Here is a 20,387-nt window from a genome sequence, read left to right as displayed (position 1 = left end):
TCGATGCCTTCATGGAATTCTCCTCTCCCCATCAGGGGATCATAAGTGGAAAATTCCAGTTCAAACTGGCCTCATTTCGCGGGGGCACGTCAGCCACGACAACTTACGCATCTGCAAGAACAAGCGTATAATCGGTTTCACAACCAGCGATTCTCTTTGGTGTCATAAGTCCCAGCCAGCGGATCAGCGACGGCCACAAGCTCACGTTTGAGTACTTTGTTGCTGGAGATCGCTCTAGGAAGCGTCTGCGTAAAGGCGATGTACCGAGGTACCTTAAATGTCGCAAGGTGCGCACGCGCATGATCGACAATGCGCTGTATGGGCAGATTGTCTGACGCGATCCCTCCTCTCAATTCGACCACAATTTTGACCTCCTCGCCGCGCTTCAGATCGCGCACCGGTATCGCGGCCACGTCTGCAATTTCAGGAATTTCGCGAATGACTGCCTCAACCTCTCGCGCAGCGATGTTCTCGCTCGAGCGGCGGATCATGTCCTTCGTGCGCCCCACCAGCCAATAGAAGCCAAGCTCATCCCGACGCATCAAATCACCAGTCTTAAACCATTCGCCCTCAAATGAGGCGACATTTGCTTCCGGCTTGTTCCAATAGCCTTTGAGGATTCCGCGCCCACTTACCCACAGTTCACCGACTTCGCCGATCTGAGTGGAGCTGCCATCCTCGTTCACGAGCCGCAGCGCTCGAAACGGGGCGCGTATCCCGACCGAACCTGAACTGGCCAACTCGTCGATCTGGTTAGTCATTCGTGTGGCGAACCCGATCTCTGTCATCCCGTATGCTTCCTCGGTCCGCACTCTAAATCGTTCCCGGAATTGGCGCACTGTGTCAGGGCTCCAGCCCCAATTCAGGATTTGCTTCAGGCAGGTCGCCCCGTCCTCATTCGCGGCCTCGGCCTCCCGCGCTATCAACTCGGGAACTTGGCACCACTCTATCTGATGTTGTTTCACCCAACCGATGAACCGTGTTGCGCTAATTTGAGGAGCCAGGTAGAGCGTGCCGCCCTGACGATATGACCTCAGAAGATGCACCGGCGGATCGACATAGAAGAATGGCTGCGCGGACAAATACCTTTTGTACGGCTCGTCGTCCCAAGACATTTGTTGATACGAAAACACGCCCCAATAGTCATGGGTCAACATGCACCCCTTTGGAAAGCCAGTTGTTCCGGAAGTATATTGAATGTTTAAAAGATCGTCTGGGCCGACATTCTCCTCGAGCAACGAATCGTCGGCGTCCTCAACCAATCCAGCAATGGTAGTAGGCACCCCACGGGAAGGCTGTCCCGTGACAATTACTCTCTCCTTAGCAAGGTTTTGCGGCCAAGGCTCCATCGACGAGAATACCGACAATACGCTTTGGTCAACAACGGCGAACTTCGCTTGTGTATCGCTGAGAACATATTCAATCTCCCGTCGCGTATACCGTATGTTGATCGGGACCATGACTGCACCAAGCTTCGCAAGCGCGAACCACAGGATCGGGTACTCGATGCGATTGGGAAGCATCACTCCGATGCGATCGCCCTTGCGTACGCCGAACGCACGCAGCGCGTGCGCATATTTGTTAGACGACCTGTCCATCTCCATGTAGGTCGCGCGTTCACCGCGTTCGAAGACATCGATTGCTATTGTCGATCCGTGTGTTTTTGCCCGCATTGAGACCAGATCGCCGATTGTGATGGTCTTATAAACTGATTCCAGCGCCTCGACTTTGCGCAATGCATTTGCGACAAGCTCTTTCAGTTGCTTGGCTGTCAAATTTGCAAGAGACATCATTGGGGACCTTTTACATTCGGGAGACAAAAGAGAATCGGCGAACAATACCTGAGCTGCAGAGCGGTGCGGAGGCCGCCGCCGTCTCTCTCCTGAATCGTCAGGGGGCTGCCCCACTTTGGATACACGGGGAAACGGCAACTTCTCATTCGGAAGCAATATGGTGACTCTGTGTGTCTTAATGAACTCAGTGATCTTTTCCGTTCTCCGTACAGAGAGCACTTTCTACACTGTTTATGGAAATCGAATACCTACCTAATCTGACGGAAAACTCGTGTCAGCTATTCGGAGGAGCGGTTGGCATAGCCAGCGTCATTCCTTTCTTCGTCGAAGCGTTCACAACGAGCATCATACCGCGAAAGCCAACAACCTTTCCTTGAGTTCCAATCCAACGCTGTCCCATCGGCAAAGATCCAGCACCATACTTGGCACGTCGTTGGCGAGCAGCCGGATATCAGCCGACGTTTGCTCATCCAATCCGTGAGCAAGGATCCGCGAACGCAGATCGGGTACAGGCAATCGTCCAGTCTAGGCGCTCCGCTAGGCACTTCGAACCGTGGCTCAAGATGCTGTACTGTGCCCCGGACCACTGCCCCGGGCGTAACTGAGCGGCAGCGTTACGATTGCCACCCGCCGATAATGGGCGGCGCACCAAGCAGTACCTTGGCATGCAGTCCAGCGGCGAGTCGCGTCCTGATCGCAGACTGAACACGCGCCTCTCAGCGGGAAATTCCAGACTCTCAGCCGTGAACTTTCAACGAGAGATTTTTTCGCACCTCATCTGCGCTCAATACGCCCACCCCCATCCTGTCAAGAATTTCTACTGCTCGCTGCACCAGATCGGCATTCGTCGCCAACTTTCCGCGCGACAGGTAAAGATTGTCCTCCAATCCTACGCGTACGTTGGCGCCGACCAATGGAGCCAAGGCCGCATATGGAAGTTGCATCCGTCCGATTGAGAAAGCGGAGTAGATTGCCTGCCGCGGAATTTGGTGCACCAGCGCCATCAGCGTCATCGGATCGTCCGGTGCGCCGTACCGAATTCCCATGCAGAGCTGGATCAACGCCGGATTTTCGATTACCCCCTCCTCGATTAAGTCACGCACCAGCACCAACTGACCGGCATCGAATACTTCAAGCTCGGGACGCACCCCGAGCTTCTTCACGTGCGCCGCCATTGCACGCAGCGTTCCAGCAGTGTTGACCATGATGTACTGGCCACCGGCGCCCCAGTTCATCGTCCCGCAATCCAAAGTACAAATCTCGGGGCGCAACTCCTCTATGTGGACCAGCCGCTCAATCGCACCAATCATGTCCGTCCCCGCAGGGTTCGGCGGGAGAGGACAATGAGGATCACCTAGCAGAAGGTCGCCGCCCATGCCGGCCGTCAGGTTAATAACGGGATTCACATCCGATTTCCGAATCCGTTCCACGACTGCCCTATATAAGGCGGGATCCCGCGAGCCTCGCCTAGTCTGAATATCACGGACATGGATATGAACCACTGCTGCGCCCGCTTTCGCTGCCTCAATGGCCGAATCAGCGATCTGCTCCGGGGTTACCGGTACTTGCGGGCTACGCTCCACCGAACTCCCACCACCTGTGACCGCACAGGTGATAAAAACCTCAGAGATCATCCTCGCTCTTTCCGCTGACCAGCGTCCATCAAGACCAATCATCACTTCATCTCCATCTCGTCTCAATTCATCCAGCACCACGGAAAGCGTTTAGCCGATTTAGCCGCAGCTTCATTAGCCTGCGAACGAAGTCGCAGCCATACTCCTCATCCTAGCAACGGACGTGCCGTTCGCGAAGTTTCTCGCGCGGCTTTGCATAAAAGGGGAGACAAGGTGTCCCAAGCAGCAGGTCTTGGGTATCCATAGGTCCCTCCGCGACCTTGGCGGCAGCCCCGTTGCGAGAGCCTCATCGCTGTCAGTGAAGAAGTCACTCCGCTCAACCACAATGCTTTCTCTCGTGGCAATCTATCCGCGTCCTTAACCAGACCACCGTCAATTTTGGATAAGAGTTCGCCGCCGGTTGGGACGGAACCGCTCCCTTTGTTATCTCGCACGCAAATGGCGCACAACATTGTCCAGTTTCTGACAGGAGCACGAGGCGCATGGGCGAAGACAGCGTTGTTGCAGCGTACGAATGCCTCGTTGGAAACGGTTGGCTGATGCGTATGGCGCGACGATCCGGATGAGAGCGCGGTCTCACCTTGATCGCCGCCGCCCAAATGCGCGTCAATCGTCGCTGGCACATTCATTGCCACGACAATCGGACAACACTCATTGAGAGGAGGGCCGAATGCACTCAGTCGCGCAACGTTCGGGTAGGACGAGAACAGCCAATGACAAGCTAAACCTTCGATCCCTCTTCGAGCCGAACGGGGTTGCCTTGATTGGAGCTTCGCCGAAACCGAGCCTCGCAAAAAGCATCCTTGGCAACCTTGTATCCTTCGGATTTGATGGGAATATCGCTGCTGTCAACCCGAGTTACAATATCGTTGATGACGTGAACTGCTACAGGTCCATCTCAGACGTTCCGTTTCACGTCGATTTGGCCGTGTTATGCGTTCGAGCAGAAAACATTCTGTCGGTTCTGGAGGAATGCAAGCGAAACTCAGTGCGCGCTGTACAGATCATTTCGAGCGGCTTCGCGGAACTTGACACCGAGGAAGGCCGCGCTAGGCAGCAAGAACTTCAGCGTTGGGCAGAAGATTCGGAGACAACAATCATTATTGGGCCTAACACATTCGGTATCATTAATTTGCATCAATCGTTAGTTGCCGTTGGAGACAGCAAAATCGCCAGGGTCGTCCCGGGGGGGGTTAGTGGCGTGTTCCAGAGCGGACAGATGGTGACTGTCATGCACCCATTAATGGGTAGAGGGGTTGGCATCAGCAAAATCGCGACGACTGGGAACGAAGTCAGCGTAACAACAGCCGAACTAATCAATTTCTTCGCCGACGATCCTCAAACGGAAATGATCATCAGTTATTGTGAAGGCATCAAGGATCCAGAACGCTTCGCTCTTGCCTGCACGCGTGCTCGGGAGCAAGGCAAGCCGATAATTATGTTGCGCGTCGGCGCTCATCCCGAGGTGCGAAAGACCATTAACCGACATACAGCGACACAAGCCGTGAACAGCTACGAACGGGAGATCGCCCTCCTGCACGACCTGCGTGTAATTACCGTTGCCTCGGAGGAGGACTTAGTCGAGACCGTGGTTGCCTTCCAAGCATGTCGCAAACCGTCGGGCAACCGCGTAGCTTTTGCAAGTTTTTCCGGTGGCATGGGCAATGTTGTTGCCGACCTAATTCTCTCGACGCCAAGCCTCAAGCTCGTTTCGTTCTCCAGCCAATTGCGCAAACGACTGGGGGACGTGCTCCCGAAATTCGCCAACTGCGTCAATCCCCTAGATTTGAGCGCTCAAAGCGCTTTTGATGCTGAGGTCCTAAGTCGATGCACGCGGGTACTCGGAGGGAGTGGTGAGATTGACCTTCTCCTGTGGGGCAGGGACTTACCAATGAGCATTGAAGACGATTCTCCGGTTGGCCTCGCTCTTAATGAGCTAGTGGCCAAACATCCTGAGGTAATTGTCATCCCAGTATCGCAGATGAATGGGCTTTGTCGCGACGATCAGATTGATAGAGGCCCACCCACCTTCGCCGGCCGGCCGCTCTTACAAGGTACGGCGGTTTCGGTTCGAGCTATTGGCAGAGTGATCGAATGGCATACGTCCATCTCAAGGTCGGGGGGCGGATGAACTGCAATTTGTACCGGTGGTACTAGACGGCATAGCACCCGACTGTAGCTGTTGGCGAGGAGCGCAAGGCGCGGCGATGCAAGGCTATGCCGGATCTCGCGGATAGTGAGATTGAACTCGACGGCGTCACGATGAGCCAGCCGGAGCGCGCATGCGACGATGATTGCAGCTATCGGCCAAGCGCTGAAGGCAAACCGGTGATCGGCCCGTCCGGAACGGTTCGGGTGATGGTGGCCACCAAGCCAGTCGACTTCCGCAAGTGCTTGCGATCTTTGCGCAAGGACATGAAGGCCTATGCCTTCTCGGGCGCGGACTATGTGTCTCGCCAAGCGAAAGGAACGCTTTAGGATCGTAGGGGCTTGTGCTTGTTCGCCACGCGGTTCGAGGAAGGCGCGTTCCACTGCCCGAAGATCAAGGATGGTCTAATGCGTTTGGCAGGGCGGAGTTGTCGGCCGGTGTCTACAGGGTAAGCGCCAGCGCCAAAGACCGGAAAGAAGAAGCTAGAGTGGGCTTTAGCAGGTATAACTGGAACTGTGTGGGATCCCGTAATGGTGCAGAGCCGCCGGAGGACAGCTACCGGAGGCTGGCCGGCATGGCAGCAAGCGACAGTAGTCTGGTCTGGCAGAAATCGTCCGCCATGTGAGGCGCATGGCCGGCCGCTTAGACCAAGTGCCTTCTCAGCATCGAGAATTGGCGCAGGAGCACGGCAGAGGAAATCTCGCGTCGGACACTTTGTGGCCGGCGAACACGAGCGCGTCATCGCGCGGACGTTGGGGGTGAGCAATGGCGTCGTCCATGGTTATGTGCGGCGTGCCCGCCTTGCCGGGCTGAGCTGGCCGCTGCCGGAGGGCATGGACGACGAGGGCCTGGAGCTGCTGCTGTTCCCGGCGCCGACGGCAGCTTCGCAAAGCGACCAGCGACCGGCCCCCGATTGGGTTTATGTGGAGAAGGAACTGCGCCGTCGCAGCGTGACACGGCTGCTGTTGTGGGAAGAGTATCGCGCCGCCAATCCCGACGGCTTCGGCTATACCTGGTTTTGCACGACCTTCGAGGCCTGGAAGCAGCGTGCGCGCCCGAGCATGCGTCAGACTCACATCGGCGGGGAGAAGGTGTTCGTCGATTTCGCCGGCGACACCATCGACGTCTTCGATCCCATCACCGGCGAAGTACGCGCCATGAAGCTGTTCGTCGCGGCGATGGGGGCCTCGAACTACACCTACGCCGAGGCTTGCCCAAGCGAGAGCCTGTCCGACTGGATCGGCGTGCATGCCAACCTGTTCAGGTACCTCGGCGGCGTGCCGAAGTTCGTGGTCTGCGATAATCTCAAGGCCGCCGTGACCAACCCCGATCGTTACGATCCTGGAATCAACCGAACCTATGCCGAGATGGCCGGCCATTACGGCACCGCGATCCGGGCGGCGAGGCCAAGGCGACCAAAGAACAAGGCCAAGGTTGAGGTCGCCGTCCAGATCGCGCAGCGCTGGATCCTGGCCCGCCTGCGCAATCAGCGCTTCTTTTCCCTGGCGGAACTGAACGCTGCCATCCACGTCCTGGTCGGCGAACTCAACGCCCGTCAGATGCGCGGTTTCGGCTCCAGCCGCGCCGAACTGTTCGCCGAGATCGATCGTCTCAAGCTGGGAGAACTGCCGGACCAGCCCTATGTCTTTGCGCGCTGGAAGCGTTGTCGCGTCGCCCCCGACTACCACGTTGAGATCGACGGCCATTGGTATTCTACCCCTTACCGTCTGATCCGTGAACTCGTCGATGTCCGCATCGCCGACAAGACCGTCGAGATCTTCCACAGGGGTCAGAGGATCGCGAGCCACGCCCGTGCGCCCAACCGCCGCGGCCATACCACGATCGCCGATCATATGCCGAGCGCCCATCGCCGCTACGGTAAGTGGACGCCGGGAGGGCTGATCGCGGCCAGCGAGAAGATCGGCCCCTCTGCCGCGGCGTTTTTCCAGGCGGTCATCGCGGCAAAGCCTCATCCCGAGCAAGGCTTTCGCACCTGCCTCGGCATCCTGTCGCTGACCAGGAGCTACGACAATGCGCGCGTCGATGCGGCCTGCCGAGGCGGCATCCTCATCAAGGCTCGCTCCGTCGCCTCGATCCGCTCGATCCTAAAGAACGGCCTTGATCGCGCGTTCCTTGAGGAGACATCCAACGATCAATCCCTGCGCCACCGCAACATCCGCGGTCAGGGCTATTTCCACTGAACCATGGAGATCTCAATGCTGACGCATCCCACCCATGAACGGCTGATCGCACTCGGCTTGACCGGAATGGCCAAAGCCCTGGAGGAGCAGCGACGATCGTCAGATCTCGATGCCTTGTCGTTCGAGGAGCGCGTCGGATTGCTGGTCGATCGCGAAGCCGCCGAGCGCGACACCAAACGTCTCACGACCCGCCTCAAGTTCGCCGCGTTGCGCCAAAGCGCATGCGTGGAAGACGTCGATTTGCGTACGTCACGCGGCATCGATCGCGCCGTCTTCGCCAGACTCGTCGGCGGCGACTGGATCGACCGCAACGAGAACCTGCTCGTCACCGGGGCAACCGGGCTCGGCAAGAGTTGGATTGCCTGCGCCCTCGGCCACAAGGCCTGCCGCGACAATCGTTCGGTCCAATACCATCGCGTCCCACGCCTGTTCGAGGCTCTCGCCCTCGCGCGCGGCGACGGTCGCTATGGCCGCATGCTCAAAACCCTCGGCCGCGTTCATCTCCTGATACTCGACGATGGGGGGCTGTCGGTTCTCAATCCGCCCGAACGGCGCGACCTTCTCGAGATCCTCGATGATCGCCACGGTCGCGCCTCGACTATCGTCACCAGCCAGATCCCCGTCGAACACTGGCACGACATCATCGGCGACCCAACCCTCGGCGACGCCATCCTGGACCGTCTCGTTCACAACGTTCACCGCCTTCAGCTTACCGGAGAAAGCATGCGAAAGAAGAACGCCCGCAATCAAACTCTTGACGCCGCCTCAAACCCCTGAACCAATCACCATGTCGGTCGAAGCGGCCGCTCAGGATCGCGTGAAATATCTGCTCACGATCAAACGAAACGAGAGTTCACTATCGAGTGAAATCGCCGCTCACCATCACCGAAATGCGCAGTTCATCTGGCGCGTCAGGCGCTAGTCTGGCCAAGCGGCACGAGAGCGAGCGGCTACGCCAGACATCGAGGAAGCTAACGAAGCCGTCGTCCGTGAACAAGGCTCTAAGCGATTGAGCAGGAGTCAGTTTTCCGGTTGCGCCGGCATTTGAGATTGCAGGGATTGGGGGCTTGAGGCCCCCAAACCTTGCAATTTTCGTTTGTGGATTCCCTTTCGCTGCGGACCATGATTCTGTGGTGCATCGGAGGGGCCGATGCGACCGAAGAAGCACAGGACGACGGGATCGAACGATCTGTTCCGGGCGCGGCTGGACCAGATCATCAACATGAAGCACGAGCTGGTTCAGCTCGCCGGCAAGATCGATTGGGACTGGATCGACAGCGAGGTCGCGCCGCTCTACAGCGAGAATGGCCGGCCCGGGATCGAGACCCGGTTCATGATCGGGCTGCTGTTGCTCAAGCACACTTACGGGCTGTCCGATGAGGGCGTTTGCGAGCGCTGGGTTCACGACCCGTATTTCCAGTTCTTCACCGGGGAAGAGTTCTTTCAGCATGCCTTCCCGCACGAGCGCTCGGACCTGAGCCATTGGCGCAAGCGGCTCGGCGACAAGTTGGAGCTGCTGCTGGCGGAGAGCCTGCGGGTGGCGCACGAGGCCGGCGCGTTACGCGGCCAGGACCTCAAGCGCGTCACCGTCGACACCACGCTGCAGCCGAAGGCCATCACCTTTCCGACCGATGCCAAGCTGCTTCATGCGGCTATCAAGGGGCTCAACCGCCTGGCGAGAAGGCACGCCGTCAGGCTGCGGCAATCCTATTCTCGTGTGGCCAAGGCCGCCGCGATGATGGCGGGCCGCTACGCCCATGCCAAACAGTTCAGCCGGCATCAGCGGCAGTTGCGCATTCTGCGCAGCCGGCTCGGCCGCATCATCCGCGACATCCGCCGCAAGATCGAGGGCCAGCCGGCACTGGAGGAGGCATTCGCCCTCCCGCTTGGCCGGGCCGTGCAAATCCGCTCGCAGCAGCAGCGCCAGCGCGGCTGGAAGCTTTATTCCTTCCATGCCCCGGAGGTGGAATGCATCGGCAAAGGCAAGGCCGCAGCCCCTTACGAGTTCGGCGTGAAGGCCTCCATCGTCACCAACAACCGCCGGGCGCCCGGTGGCCTGTTCGTACTGCACGCCAGGTCGCTGCCCGATAATCCCTAAGACGGTCATACCCTGCGGGACGTCATCGACCGCACCGAGGCGCTCACCGGCTGTCCGATCGAGCGGGCCTATGTCGACAAGGGATATCGCGGCCACGACGCGCAAAATCCCCGTCGCGTCTTCATTTCGGGCCAGAAGCGCGGCGTGTTCGGCGCCATCAAGCGCGAGCTCCGGCGCCGCGCCGCCATCGAGCCCATCATCGGACATCTGAAGGCCGAAGGTCACCTTGGCCGCTGCTATCTCAAAGGCCGCGCCGGCGACGGCGCCAACGTCGTGCTCTCAGCAGTCGGCCGCAACTTCCGCCGTATCCGCGCCTGGCTCAGAGAACTCTTGTGCCTCTTCCTGATCCAGCTATCGCATACGCTTGCCTGTCCGCTCCCGCTCAATTCGGCTTCTTAACGGACGACGACGCCGTTGTGTCGCTTTGCCCAGAAGGCGGACTCGGCTCCCGGAGAGTAGATGCTGCTCGGCCTCTAGGACGTCAAGCGGTCGCCTATGCCGAGGCGTCCAGGACAGACAGGCCCTCCGACGGCTCGGCGGAACGGCGATATTCTATCGCTCTCATGTTGTGTGGCCGATTCGGGCGGCAGCGAAATGCTGCCCTCCGATCAAGAACTATCTGTCGCGCCCGATGGGAACGTCCTTAGCATCCTCGTGGCGGCGGCTGAGGCGTCAATATTCAGGTGATGGGTTCTTAGGGAGGGGCGCTCTAATTGTGCTCGTTGGCAGACAAACTGCACCGCACGAATCGGCATGCCAGCCGTGGTGGGCGCGGAGGGCCACGCTTGCCTGCCAGACTGCGGCATGCGCTTGACTGCGGTTGAAGACACAGTTTTTGGCTCTTTTACAAAATCAGATGCAAGCCGGCATCTGTACGCACGCATTCTCCAGTCATGTTGCTCGACGCCGGGCTTCCGAGGAAGCAGACGAGTTGAGCGATATCCTCGGCGCTTGAGGCGACTTTGAGCGGCACACGAGCCACCACGGTATCGCGCACCTGCCGCGCGCCAGCCTCACCACGGCCCTTCGTGAACCAGGCCGTATCGATGTAGCCGGGACAAACGGTGTTGACGCGAATGGAAGGTGCCAGCGCGCGCGCGAGCGCTGGTGTGAGCGCGTTGAGCGCTCCCTTGCTCGCCGAGTACGCGACCGATGAGCCGTCGCCATTGATGCCTGCGATGGAGGAGACGTTCACCACCGCGGCCGGTCGTCCGCTCACCGTGGCGCCAGCCTCGAGCAACGAGCGTGCCGCACGAATCATCTGGTAGGGCCCAATGGTATTGACCGCATAGATCCGCTGGAAATCCTCCGCCGAAAGCCCATCGAGATCGTGATGCGGCACATGTTTTGTTGTTCCAGCATTGTTAACGAGCAAGTCGAGCCGCCCCCAAGACGCGGCAGCCGCGACAATCTTTCTGCAATCATCATCGCGGGAGACGTCTCCCTGGACCACCAGGACCTCGGCAGCGCCAGCAATGCGGCAGGCTTCGGCCGTGGCCTCGGCCTCCTTCTGGCTCTTGGAATAGTTGACGACGATGCGCGCCCCGCCCTTGGCCAAGAGGTTCGCGGTCGCCGCTCCAAGCCCCGACGCTGCCCCCGTGACTATCGCACAAAACGCATTCTTTGACATCGTTCCCTCTCCTTGTTCAAGCCTTAACTCGGGACGCAGACCGAATTCCTTCATGCGCGCGGCCATCGCCCGTGGCGTCCAGGACGTTGATCTGCCAAGGCCCAGCTCATCGACCCGCAATTCCGTGCCCAGATCTCGGGACGCAACTCTTCCACTTGTAATGACCACTCACGGTCGCTTGCGATGTCCGTTGGTCGGCAGCGGAGAGCCCGCTTAGCCCGGCACGAGGTCCCCCCCAATCCCGCGGTCAGGTTGATGACCGAATTCACGTCCGCTTCTCGAATACGCTGCACCGCTGCCCGATACGACGCCTGATCGCGCGTACTACACCGCGTTTTGGGATCAAGCAATTGGATGCGCGCCAACGTCGCACCCGCTCGCCTAGCTTCGATGGCGGACTGCGCAATCTGCTTCGGGGTCAAGGACGCATGAAGGCTGCACTCCACCGCATTCCTGCCACCTTCGAGCACACACGTAATGAACACCTCGGAGATCATCCCAATTTTCTCCTTATGAGAGCTTATGCGTAACTTGGTAGTCTATACCGGCGAGTAAGTTTCGTATAACCGCGGTTATATCTTTTGGTTTTCCGAGCGAACGGCGTTCCGCGCATTAGGTTTAGTAATCGCACGAGTCTTACGTCGGGGCTCGTGGCGACAGTGCCGCTGCAAGCATCTTGCAGCCGCAATCCTTGTCCAAGCAATCAGCGTGCCATTCACCGAATCCCGTGCGGGCCTGGTCTGAGGCGAGAAAACAGCTGGAGCAGGCTCCTTGGATTGACCGCCGGATCGTCGGATTGATGACATCGCCGTAACCGACCCCACACGGCTGGCGGGACAAAAGAGAGACTCATGCGCGAAGGCGACAACATTCATCCGTACATTACGTACTTCTGCTTCATCCTCTTAGCACGAGAATAGAGGGTGCGGCGGAAACCCATCCATCGTGAGAGGATCGTGAGTAGCGACGAGCATTGCACCAAAGTTGCCTCTTTGCGCAGATTGTTATGTGCAGCACGTTGGCGGTGCCCAGACTGTTGTGCGACGGCTCACTCGGGCAACCCTTGAACATGTTTGGCTCTTTGATCCGATGTTCGACGATCTCTGGGTGATTTTTTCGTCCACGGACGAGGCGGGTGCTACGCGAGTTAAATGATCGGCCGAAGCGGGCTAAACCACTGATACGTTGCCAAAGCCAGCGAAATCCATGCTCAAGATCCCCCGAAACATGCCATTATCGGCGGCTGTTCTCGCTGGCCGTTCAATCAGTAACTGGAAGGTGTTGATCATGCGAAAGTGCAGTAACTATCGGCATCGCAAGAGCGGTCTCAGCCCGGAAGCGCCCTTTGAAGTCTTCGACGGAGGCATTGTTGCTGGACTTGCCCGGACGAGTGGAGTCCCGCGAAGGGCGGCGCTGATTTCGGGGATGGTGAGTACCCGGAGGTTGCTGCCAGTGGCCAGCTGATTGGACAGGTCGAGCGACTTGAGTCTGGCCAAGACCAGCATCGAAGCACGCACTCCCACATTCTTACAGCGGGTCCGCCCCTTCCGGACTGCGAGCCCCTCTTCCCGATGAGGCCGATAGGTCCGATTGATCCCTAAGGCGCTCGCCCTGCCTCCGAAGCAGAACGAACAGCGGCGGCAATCGAAACGCCGCCGCTCATTGGTCAGATCGCGGATCGGCCGTGCGGCGCGCTGTCTGGTAGGCGACCCGAGCAGTGGCGGATTATCGTCCGATCCGCGCACATGATCTAGCAAGCCTGCCGGCCAGACGTACTCGTGACCGGTCTGCAGTTGCCAGCCGGTGGATCTCACCATTTTCATGAAAGGAGTTCGCGAAGATGCTCGAAGCGGTTCGCCTAGCGAGGGAGCGGATACATCCCGAACGCACAATCGATAGTTCGCCCCGGCCTAGTCTTTAGAGCCACTCGTGCGGGCACGATTGATCTAAGCGTCGCGGTGACAATGGCCGCCGAGGTTGGTGACGTAAGCCACTTTGAGAGTCCGCATCGGCCATGGACGATCTCCGTTTGGTGCCGGCCGAGCGATCAAACGGAGAGACTGTCAGGCGTGCCGGTATCACCAACGCCGGTCACGGCCGCACGGGTCACATGCTGGTCGAAAGCGGCTGGACATATCGGCATCCGCGGCTCGGCAAGCAGCAGCGCTTTTGGCGTCCCGAGGTCGTCAGAAACGGCTTCGCTCACAGCAGAGCACATGCATCCTCATCTGGCGACGCGTTCGACGCTCCTGGTCTACTTCCCCACGGTATCGCTAAGAACTATCCCGCTTTGATGAAGCCGGTGTCTCGCCTGCTCCCGACAATTGCGCTATCGACCGAAGTGTCGCGCCGTACTCGATCTTTGGCCACCGGAAGATTACATTGATGGGCTCCGCGCCGACCGTCACAAGAATCCGCCGGCGCGCCAAGAACACATAGACACTGCCGAGAATGGGTCAACCCCATGCTCCTGCACCCGATTCGAGCGACTTACCATGTGCGCCCGAGTCAACTCTCAGGCTTAGTAATTGAGTGGGTTTCAGGAGCATGCGATTGATTGGTGCTGAAGGCCAGGTCCATCTGGGTAAGCATCACGTTGATCAAAAATCCATTCGAGGGGTTCGCGATACTTCCACAATCTATTCTCGCCAGCCGCCACTAACAGCGCTTTAGCTTGTCAGCTTGGCTTATAAGATCGGCACCGAAGCGTTTCGCATCGAACTCTGCAATTGATCAATCGGTGGACACTACCTAATGCCACGAATGCTCCACGTATGTCGCAACTCCCAACCGTCGATGCGCTCGTGACCCGGAAGAGCGGCAGGAACGCTAGAAGACAATTCTCGCGAAACACCACCCTGCTCAAAGGACAATAGCTGTGACTGCAGTATACGGGTGTGGCAGGTTGTCCGACGCTCTTTGTTCCCGGCTGGCTGTACCCCTGATCATCACGCCCATGGCTGATGTGTCCGGGGTGGACCATGTGACTACGGTCTGCCGGTCGGGTGCCATCAGCGCGTTTCCTACCACCAACGCCCGATCGGTCGAGGAGCTCGATCACTAGCTTAGTTAGAATTAAACGTGATCTCGCAAGGGTGGATCAGCCCACGCGACGCATTGCCCAACGCTCATGGTCCGTCACCGGCGGTTCAGGGATGATCTTGCCTGTCTTACCCACACAAGGTGGAGATTGTAATCACCAGCGTCGGATCGCCGGCCGCTGCAGTCGATTCCTTGCACGGAATCGGATGTTTTGTGTTCGCCGACATTGCCTCGCTGCACCATGCTGAAAAGGCCATCGAAGCCGGTGCGGGAGGTCATACCGGAGGGGCCAATCCGTTTGCTTTTGTTCGCGCGGTTCGCGCCATATTCGATGGTCCAATTGTACTTGCGGGTGGCATGACAGATGGTATGTCACTAGCGGCAGCGCGCATGCTTGGGTGCGAGCTCGCTTGTATGGGCACTCGCTTCAATGCCACCTTGGAACGCAGGGCAAGCGATACCTATCGTCAGATGTTGCTCGATAGCACGATTGAAGAGATCGTTTTAACCAACGCATTTTGGGGACTCAATGCGAACGTGTTGCGGAGCTCAATCGTGGCGGCCGGTCTCGATACCTCAAAACTTGTCGAGTCAGTGTCCGAGGCGCGCGCAAGGCAGAGCGCTGGCAGTTTGACGTCTAGCGAAGGTCCGCCGCACTTGGGCAATATCTGGAGTGCTGGTCATGCAGTGTCAGGCGTTCGCCTCGGTGATGGGTGCCGCCGACCTTATCAAGGAAATCACTGGAGAGTACGAAGCGGCGTTGGCGAACGCTCGTTCTCGTCGCATATGGCCAGCACAATGATAAGAGTGTGAGATCATTCCGGAGCTCGAATATGGCCGACGTGGCCCTGAAACCCGCTTGGACGTTCACGAAAGACCCGGTGACGTTTTCGGTCAGTGAACATCACGTCGTCGCGATCGTGCAGAAGTTCTCGATCGCAAAGCTCGCGAGCTTTCCTTGGATGTCCTGCACCGCTACTTGTCGCAGGTGCTCCGGTCCGTTGGCCAGGACAAACCCAACCGGCGCCGACGACAATTGAACTCGTGGGATGTCGAAAAGGTGAGGAGAGAGGCCATGCACGTGCTCCAATTTGGCGGAGAGCGTTACCTCGATCGCACGTCGTATCCCTGGGAACTTTATTGGACGCACGCGATCACCCGCGTAAAAAGGGGACAAATTCGAGAACGGTCGTTTTCGCGCGTTCCCGCACATCCGTTTACGGACCCGCTCTCGTTCGATCCAAGCTAGCAGCATCTTCGCCCGCTAGATAAACAAGAATTACCCCTGCCCTGCCGAAGAAATCGCCAACTTCCGCCAATGCGGCGGACAGATCAGGCGAGTTTCACCCCTTTGATGCAGAACCCCATCGTGGAATGAACTGCAGATGAGATTTGGGCAAGCCGAGACCGTAACAATTGCCGCGCGACCAACACGTACGGCCCGTGCGCATTCCGTTATCTAGACTAGCAGTCGGTCAATACGGACATTCTTTGCCGCGTCTTGAGCACCTAGATACCTGTCTGTTACTCACGTCTTTGTTCAATCAGGCGTCGCCGCTTCCGTTGCCGGCACTTCTCGGTACTATTGGGAGTTGATTGTCACTTCTTCACTCTTATGGCCCCCGCGTGCAGCACGCCTCTTCGAAAGCGCACGGCGGGAACTCTGTGAAAAGTGGGTCATGGCAATCGACCCTGATGACGATGCCCAAGTGCTACGAGCCTTCTCACTGCTTCGCGCATACTTTTCTCGCACAGCGGACGCTTTCATGACTCTCGACGAGGACGATGCAATCAGCGCGATGAAACTTTGGCAAATCCGAGCATTGGAGATTCGACGGTTGTAGCAGGGAAAAGTGCGGGTCTTATCGTCGCAGGGTTACTGAAAGCTGCTTCCGATCCAATCTTGCGTCGGAAGATTGGTCTTCCAAATGCATGCGTCGACTTATCAAAACGGAAGGGCTGACCAATGCTCTTCTTTACGATCAATTTGCGGGCGCGCCGATAACCCAGGTGACGGCGACCGCCCTAAGAAGCTCGTCATGAGCTCAAAGTTGCACTTGCCCTTACGGGAACAGATGACACGCGACCAATCTGCTTCCCTCGAGAAGCAGTTCCGGCATCTTCTCCTTGCATACCGGCATCGCATGCGGACAGCGCGGATGGAAGCGGCAGCCCGGCGGTGGGCGCTGTGCGCTCGGCACCTCGCCTTGGATCGTCTGATGGCTGCGTCTGGCCTCAAAGATGGGATTTGGGATCGGAATGGCGCTCATCAGCGCCTTGGTGTAGGGATGTTTCGGATTCGCATAGAGTTCGTCGCGCGAAGACGATCTCGACGATTGTACCGAGATACATCACGGCGATACGCTGGCTCACATGCCGCACCACGGCGAGGTCGTGAGCGACGAAGATCGTCGGGTTTCCGAGCTCTTCCTGCAATTGTTGAACAGGTTGACCACCTGCGCCTGGATCGACACGTCGAGGGCTGATACGGGCTCATCACGGACCAATAACCGCGGCTCGACCGCGAGTGCACGCGCAATGCTGATGCGCTGCCGCTGACCGCCGGAGAATTGGTGAGGATAGCGGTCGATCCTGTCGTGCCGCAGGCCCACCATCTCGAGCAGCTCCATCACGCGCGCGCGACGATCGGCCCTGTTGCCGTGAAGCTTGTGAATTTCCAGCGGCTCGCCGACGAGACCGCCGGCCGTCATGCGCGGATCGAGCGAGCCGAAGGGATCTTGGTAGACCATCTGGATGCGCCTCGCATTATCCGCATCCGGTTCTGGTTGTGTCGGTGATGTCCACGCCTTAAACGATCTTCCCAGATGTGTCAGGAAGCATGCGCAACACCGCAAGGCCCGTGGTCGACTTGCCGCAGCCGCTCTCTCCAACGAGGCCGAGCGTCTCGCCCTCATGCACCTGGGATGACACGCCGTCGACGGCCTTTACCGACCTCGCGCTGCACCAGCCACCGTACACGGGAAAATGAATCCTCACGTTCTGCACGTCGAGAATGACGTTTGCGCCGCCGTGCTTTGCGGGTTCTGTTCGCGTGTCGACCCATCAGACATGGGCGGCCACCTAGCAGGCGTGCATGTGGTTCTCGGTCGCTTTCATCAGCTCGGGAACGTCACGCCGGCAACGGTCCACCACCTGGCCACAGCGCGGATTGAACGAACGGCCGGTCGGTAGTTGCGCGAGATTCGGCGGCTGCCCCTTGATGGGCACGAGCCGCCGGCCGGCTCGTCGAGGCGGGGTATCGAGGCCATCAGGCCGCGCGTATAGGGATGCATCGGCCTGGCATAGAGATCGAGCGCGCTCGCGGTCCCAATGATCTTGCCGCCCTACATCACGCAGACCCGGTCGGCGTAGCGCGCGACCACGCCAAGGTCGTGCGTGATCAGCATCAGCGCCGATCCAGTCTCGCGCGTCAGCTCCTTCAGCAGCTCCAGGATCTGCGCCTGCACGGTCACGTCAAGGGCGGTGGTAGGCTCGTCGGCGGTGATCAGCTTCGGCTGGCAGGCGAGCGCCGTTGCGATCATGATGGGCTGCCGCATGCCGCCGGAGAATTGGTGCTGATGAGCCGAAAGCCGGCTGAGGGCGTCGGGCATCTGCACGCGATCGAGCACTTCCCTCTCCTTGTCGTAGGCTTTTTGCCACGGCAGCTGCTTGTGCAGGTTGATCGGCTCGGCGATCTGCAGGCCGATGGTTAGCGATGGCTTGAGTGACGTCATCGGCTCCTGGAAGATCATTGCGATTCGGTTGCCGCGGATCGCGCGCATCTCCTCTTCCTGCAGCTTGGTCAAGTCGACGCCGTCGAACAGGATCTCGCCGTCCGTGATGCGCCCGGGCGGATCGGGCACGAGCTGCAGGATCGACAGGGCGGTCACGCTTTTGCGGGAGCCGCTTTCACCGACGATGGCGACGGTCTCGCCCGCGTTGACCTCGAACGAGACATTGTTGACGGCGGTGATCGCGCTGGGCCCATTACCGAACTTGGTGGTCAGGTTGCGGACTTGCAGAAGGGGTTTACTCAATGAAAGATTCCGAACCTTTAGTATGCAACCTTTACCATGAGCGCTCCGCAGCAGAACGGCCGAAGTCCCCAAATCACGCTGGCGCGATGGCCCAACGCTTGTTTGCATCGATGTGACCGCGGCGTTCGCTCAGTAACCCATCTTCCTCTTTAGATCCTGATCGATCCAGATCGCGCATAGATCGGGCCCGGACGCTCGGCGCCCGCGCGCAGCTCGCCTTCGTAGCACTTCACCCAAGCCCACCATGCGGTGAAGTTGTCGGGGGTTGGGAGCCAGACGTACGGCGCCTTGTGGTCATCGCTCGCAGCGCAGCCTGACGCTTGAACTCGTCCCGCCCCTGGTAGGCCGCCTCCATCCGCTCATCGAGCTTCGGGTCGCTCCATTGGGACGTATTCAAGATCTGCCCGGATGTGAAGCTCTTGCGGATCGTCGGCGTCGGAGCGGTGTGACCATTGTTCGTGAAATAGCCCGCCGCAAGCGTCCTGGGTGTCATCATCGACAGGAAGGCCGCATACTCCATCGGCTGGATTTCCATCTTCACGCCGACCTGCTCGAGATAGGCTGCAACAAGCGGAACGAAGTCCATGTGGTCCGCATTGGAGGAACAGACCTGGGTGTTGAAGGTGAAGCCGTTTGGATAGCCCGCTTCGGTCAAAAATCTTTTTGGCCTTCGCCGGATCGTACTTGAATAGCTCCAGCACGTTGGGCGTTGCTCACTCAACGACTGGAAGTAGCCGGTGTACTCAGGATGCTGCGGGTAGGCGAACAGCTCCGCATTGCGGTTGTAGTACGCCTTGATGATCTCTTCCTTATTGACCGCCATATTCATGGCGCGACGGACGCGGATATCGTCGAACGGCTTCTGGTCAACGCGCATCGATAGGAACGTGCCGCTCATGCTAAGCGAGCGGCTCGACTTCAGCGTCGGCGTGCTTTTTTTCAGTTCTTCGGCGCCCTGCCGCCGCAGGTACTCCATGAGATCCAGCTTACCCGTGCGTAGCGCAGTGACGCGGGTCGCCTCGTTCTTGATGATACGGTAGGTGATCTTGTCGACGTAGGGCAGCTTGAACTCCTTTCCGTCGATCGACTCGGAGTCCCAGTAGTCGGGATTCGTCTCGTACACCTGCGAATTGCCCGGCACGTAAACGTCAACTTGAACGGGCCGCTGCCGTTGACGTTCTTCCAGTTCGTGGCGCCCGCATCAACGAGCCTTTGGCATGATCCGGAGTAGTACCCGTAGCGGAAGCGGTACTTCCACTCGGCGTTGAACTTCGACATCTCGAACACGACCGTGTACTTGTCTTCCGCGCGAACGTCCTTGACGTAGTCGAAGTACGTTTTGATAGCCGGCTGCCGACCACTCGCTTGAAGCTATACACCACATCGTCGGCAACAAGCTCGCGCCTCTGCATCACGCCGGGCTTCTCAGGAAACATGACGTCCTTGCGCAGCGTGATCTTCATTTGCAACCCGTTTTTGAGCCACTCCCATTTCTCGGCGAGCTCTCCGCGAATAAGATGCGGCGGGATATAGGCGTCGGATGTGAAGCCGTTCTGGGCGCCGCGCGACTTGGCCTTGGACAGATCGGCGGCAAACAGCCGCTTGGGCCAAGGCTGCGGAGTGCGCCGCCCGCGGGCAGCTCGAGCATGACCACCTCGGCGCCCCATTGCGAAACTTGGCGGCCGCAGAATCCACCACTGGCAGCGTCGGCGATCTCCAGGACCCGCACGCCGGTGAGAGGCTGCCGGCTCATCCGAAGCTCCGATCGGAGCAAGTCGGCGCTGCAGAAGACGCTCGGTGATC

14 protein-coding genes and 3 pseudogenes are annotated in these 20,387 nt (G+C 58.8%); 8 read left to right on the top strand and 9 right to left on the bottom strand.

Annotated features, from left to right (window positions below; genetic code table 11):
- Window positions 1-137: 137 nt before the first annotated feature.
- Together QSV46_RS37365 and QSV46_RS37360 are read right to left on the bottom strand one after the other, a co-directional pair.
- Window positions 138-1,793 (bottom strand): class I adenylate-forming enzyme family protein, encoded by a 1,656-nt coding sequence (locus QSV46_RS37365; protein WP_314963625.1) that lies wholly within the window; start codon window positions 1,791-1,793, stop codon window positions 138-140.
- Between the two features lie 737 nt (window positions 1,794-2,530).
- Window positions 2,531-3,427 carry a 3-keto-5-aminohexanoate cleavage protein gene (locus QSV46_RS37360; RefSeq protein WP_314963640.1) on the bottom strand — a complete coding sequence of 299 codons (897 nt, stop codon included), beginning with the start codon at window positions 3,425-3,427 and terminating at the stop codon, window positions 2,531-2,533.
- A 670-nt stretch (window positions 3,428-4,097) separates the two neighbouring features.
- On the opposite strand from QSV46_RS37360, the gene QSV46_RS37355 reads away from it, so the two are divergent.
- The 5 genes and pseudogenes from QSV46_RS37355 (at window position 4,098) to QSV46_RS37335 (ending at window position 10,274) form a co-directional block, all read left to right on the top strand.
- Window positions 4,098-5,558 carry a CoA-binding protein gene (locus QSV46_RS37355; protein WP_314963622.1) on the top strand — a complete coding sequence of 487 codons (1,461 nt, stop codon included), beginning with the start codon at window positions 4,098-4,100 and terminating at the stop codon, window positions 5,556-5,558.
- 86 nt (window positions 5,559-5,644) lie between these two features.
- Complete coding sequence (locus QSV46_RS37350; protein WP_314963619.1) at window positions 5,645-5,905, top strand: hypothetical protein; 261 nt, start codon at window positions 5,645-5,647, stop codon at window positions 5,903-5,905.
- Window positions 5,906-6,247: 342 nt separating this feature from the next.
- Window positions 6,248-7,777: an IS21 family transposase gene (istA, locus tag QSV46_RS37345; RefSeq protein ID WP_314963637.1), complete on the top strand. Its 1,530-nt coding sequence runs from the start codon at window positions 6,248-6,250 to the stop codon at window positions 7,775-7,777.
- Between the two features lie 15 nt (window positions 7,778-7,792).
- A complete protein-coding gene (gene istB / locus QSV46_RS37340) occupies window positions 7,793-8,554 on the top strand; it encodes an IS21-like element helper ATPase IstB (RefSeq protein ID WP_314963617.1) in 762 nt (253 codons plus the stop codon).
- A 373-nt stretch (window positions 8,555-8,927) separates the two neighbouring features.
- A pseudogene (locus QSV46_RS37335) lies at window positions 8,928-10,274 on the top strand (IS5 family transposase).
- A gap of 445 nt (window positions 10,275-10,719) precedes the next feature.
- On the opposite strand, the gene QSV46_RS37330 reads toward QSV46_RS37335, so the two are convergent.
- Both QSV46_RS37330 and QSV46_RS41575 read right to left on the bottom strand, forming a co-directional pair.
- Complete coding sequence (locus QSV46_RS37330; RefSeq protein WP_314963634.1) at window positions 10,720-11,505, bottom strand: SDR family NAD(P)-dependent oxidoreductase; 786 nt, start codon at window positions 11,503-11,505, stop codon at window positions 10,720-10,722.
- A gap of 50 nt (window positions 11,506-11,555) precedes the next feature.
- A complete protein-coding gene (locus QSV46_RS41575) occupies window positions 11,556-12,002 on the bottom strand; it encodes a 3-keto-5-aminohexanoate cleavage protein (RefSeq protein ID WP_409997270.1) in 447 nt (148 codons plus the stop codon).
- A gap of 1,443 nt (window positions 12,003-13,445) precedes the next feature.
- On the opposite strand from QSV46_RS41575, the pseudogene QSV46_RS37325 reads away from it, so the two are divergent.
- The 3 genes and pseudogenes from QSV46_RS37325 to QSV46_RS37315 form a co-directional block, all read left to right on the top strand.
- Window positions 13,446-13,687, top strand: a pseudogene (locus QSV46_RS37325) (transposase); the annotation flags it as partial.
- A gap of 1,001 nt (window positions 13,688-14,688) precedes the next feature.
- The gene (locus QSV46_RS37320; protein ID WP_314963615.1) at window positions 14,689-15,360 is read left to right on the top strand and encodes a nitronate monooxygenase; all 672 of its coding nucleotides are present in this window, start codon (window positions 14,689-14,691) and stop codon (window positions 15,358-15,360) included.
- 20 nt (window positions 15,361-15,380) lie between these two features.
- Window positions 15,381-15,587: a hypothetical protein gene (locus QSV46_RS37315; RefSeq protein WP_314963613.1), complete on the top strand. Its 207-nt coding sequence runs from the start codon at window positions 15,381-15,383 to the stop codon at window positions 15,585-15,587.
- A gap of 1,023 nt (window positions 15,588-16,610) precedes the next feature.
- Here QSV46_RS37315 and QSV46_RS41570 read toward each other — a convergent pair.
- The 5 genes and pseudogenes from QSV46_RS41570 to QSV46_RS41560 all read right to left on the bottom strand — a co-directional run bounded on the left by QSV46_RS41570 (window position 16,611) and on the right by QSV46_RS41560 (window position 20,337).
- A pseudogene (locus tag QSV46_RS41570) lies at window positions 16,611-17,562 on the bottom strand (ABC transporter ATP-binding protein).
- Window positions 17,563-17,628: 66 nt separating this feature from the next.
- Window positions 17,629-17,775 carry an oligopeptide/dipeptide ABC transporter ATP-binding protein gene (locus QSV46_RS41565; RefSeq protein WP_409997269.1) on the bottom strand — a complete coding sequence of 49 codons (147 nt, stop codon included), beginning with the start codon at window positions 17,773-17,775 and terminating at the stop codon, window positions 17,629-17,631.
- A 116-nt stretch (window positions 17,776-17,891) separates the two neighbouring features.
- The gene (locus tag QSV46_RS37290; RefSeq protein ID WP_314963601.1) at window positions 17,892-18,584 is read right to left on the bottom strand and encodes an ABC transporter ATP-binding protein; all 693 of its coding nucleotides are present in this window, start codon (window positions 18,582-18,584) and stop codon (window positions 17,892-17,894) included.
- A gap of 229 nt (window positions 18,585-18,813) precedes the next feature.
- Entirely contained in the window at window positions 18,814-19,725 is a 912-nt protein-coding gene (locus QSV46_RS37285; RefSeq protein WP_314963598.1) for an ABC transporter substrate-binding protein, read from the bottom strand.
- Window positions 19,726-20,043: 318 nt separating this feature from the next.
- A complete protein-coding gene (locus QSV46_RS41560; RefSeq protein WP_409997268.1) occupies window positions 20,044-20,337 on the bottom strand; it encodes a CoA transferase in 294 nt (97 codons plus the stop codon).
- Window positions 20,338-20,387 lie beyond the last annotated feature (50 nt).

This window comes from Bradyrhizobium cosmicum, from assembly GCF_032290525.1.
In the GTDB taxonomy this organism is placed as follows: domain Bacteria; phylum Pseudomonadota; class Alphaproteobacteria; order Rhizobiales; family Xanthobacteraceae; genus Bradyrhizobium; species Bradyrhizobium cosmicum_A.
This window is presented reverse-complemented; position numbering and strand designations above follow the sequence as displayed.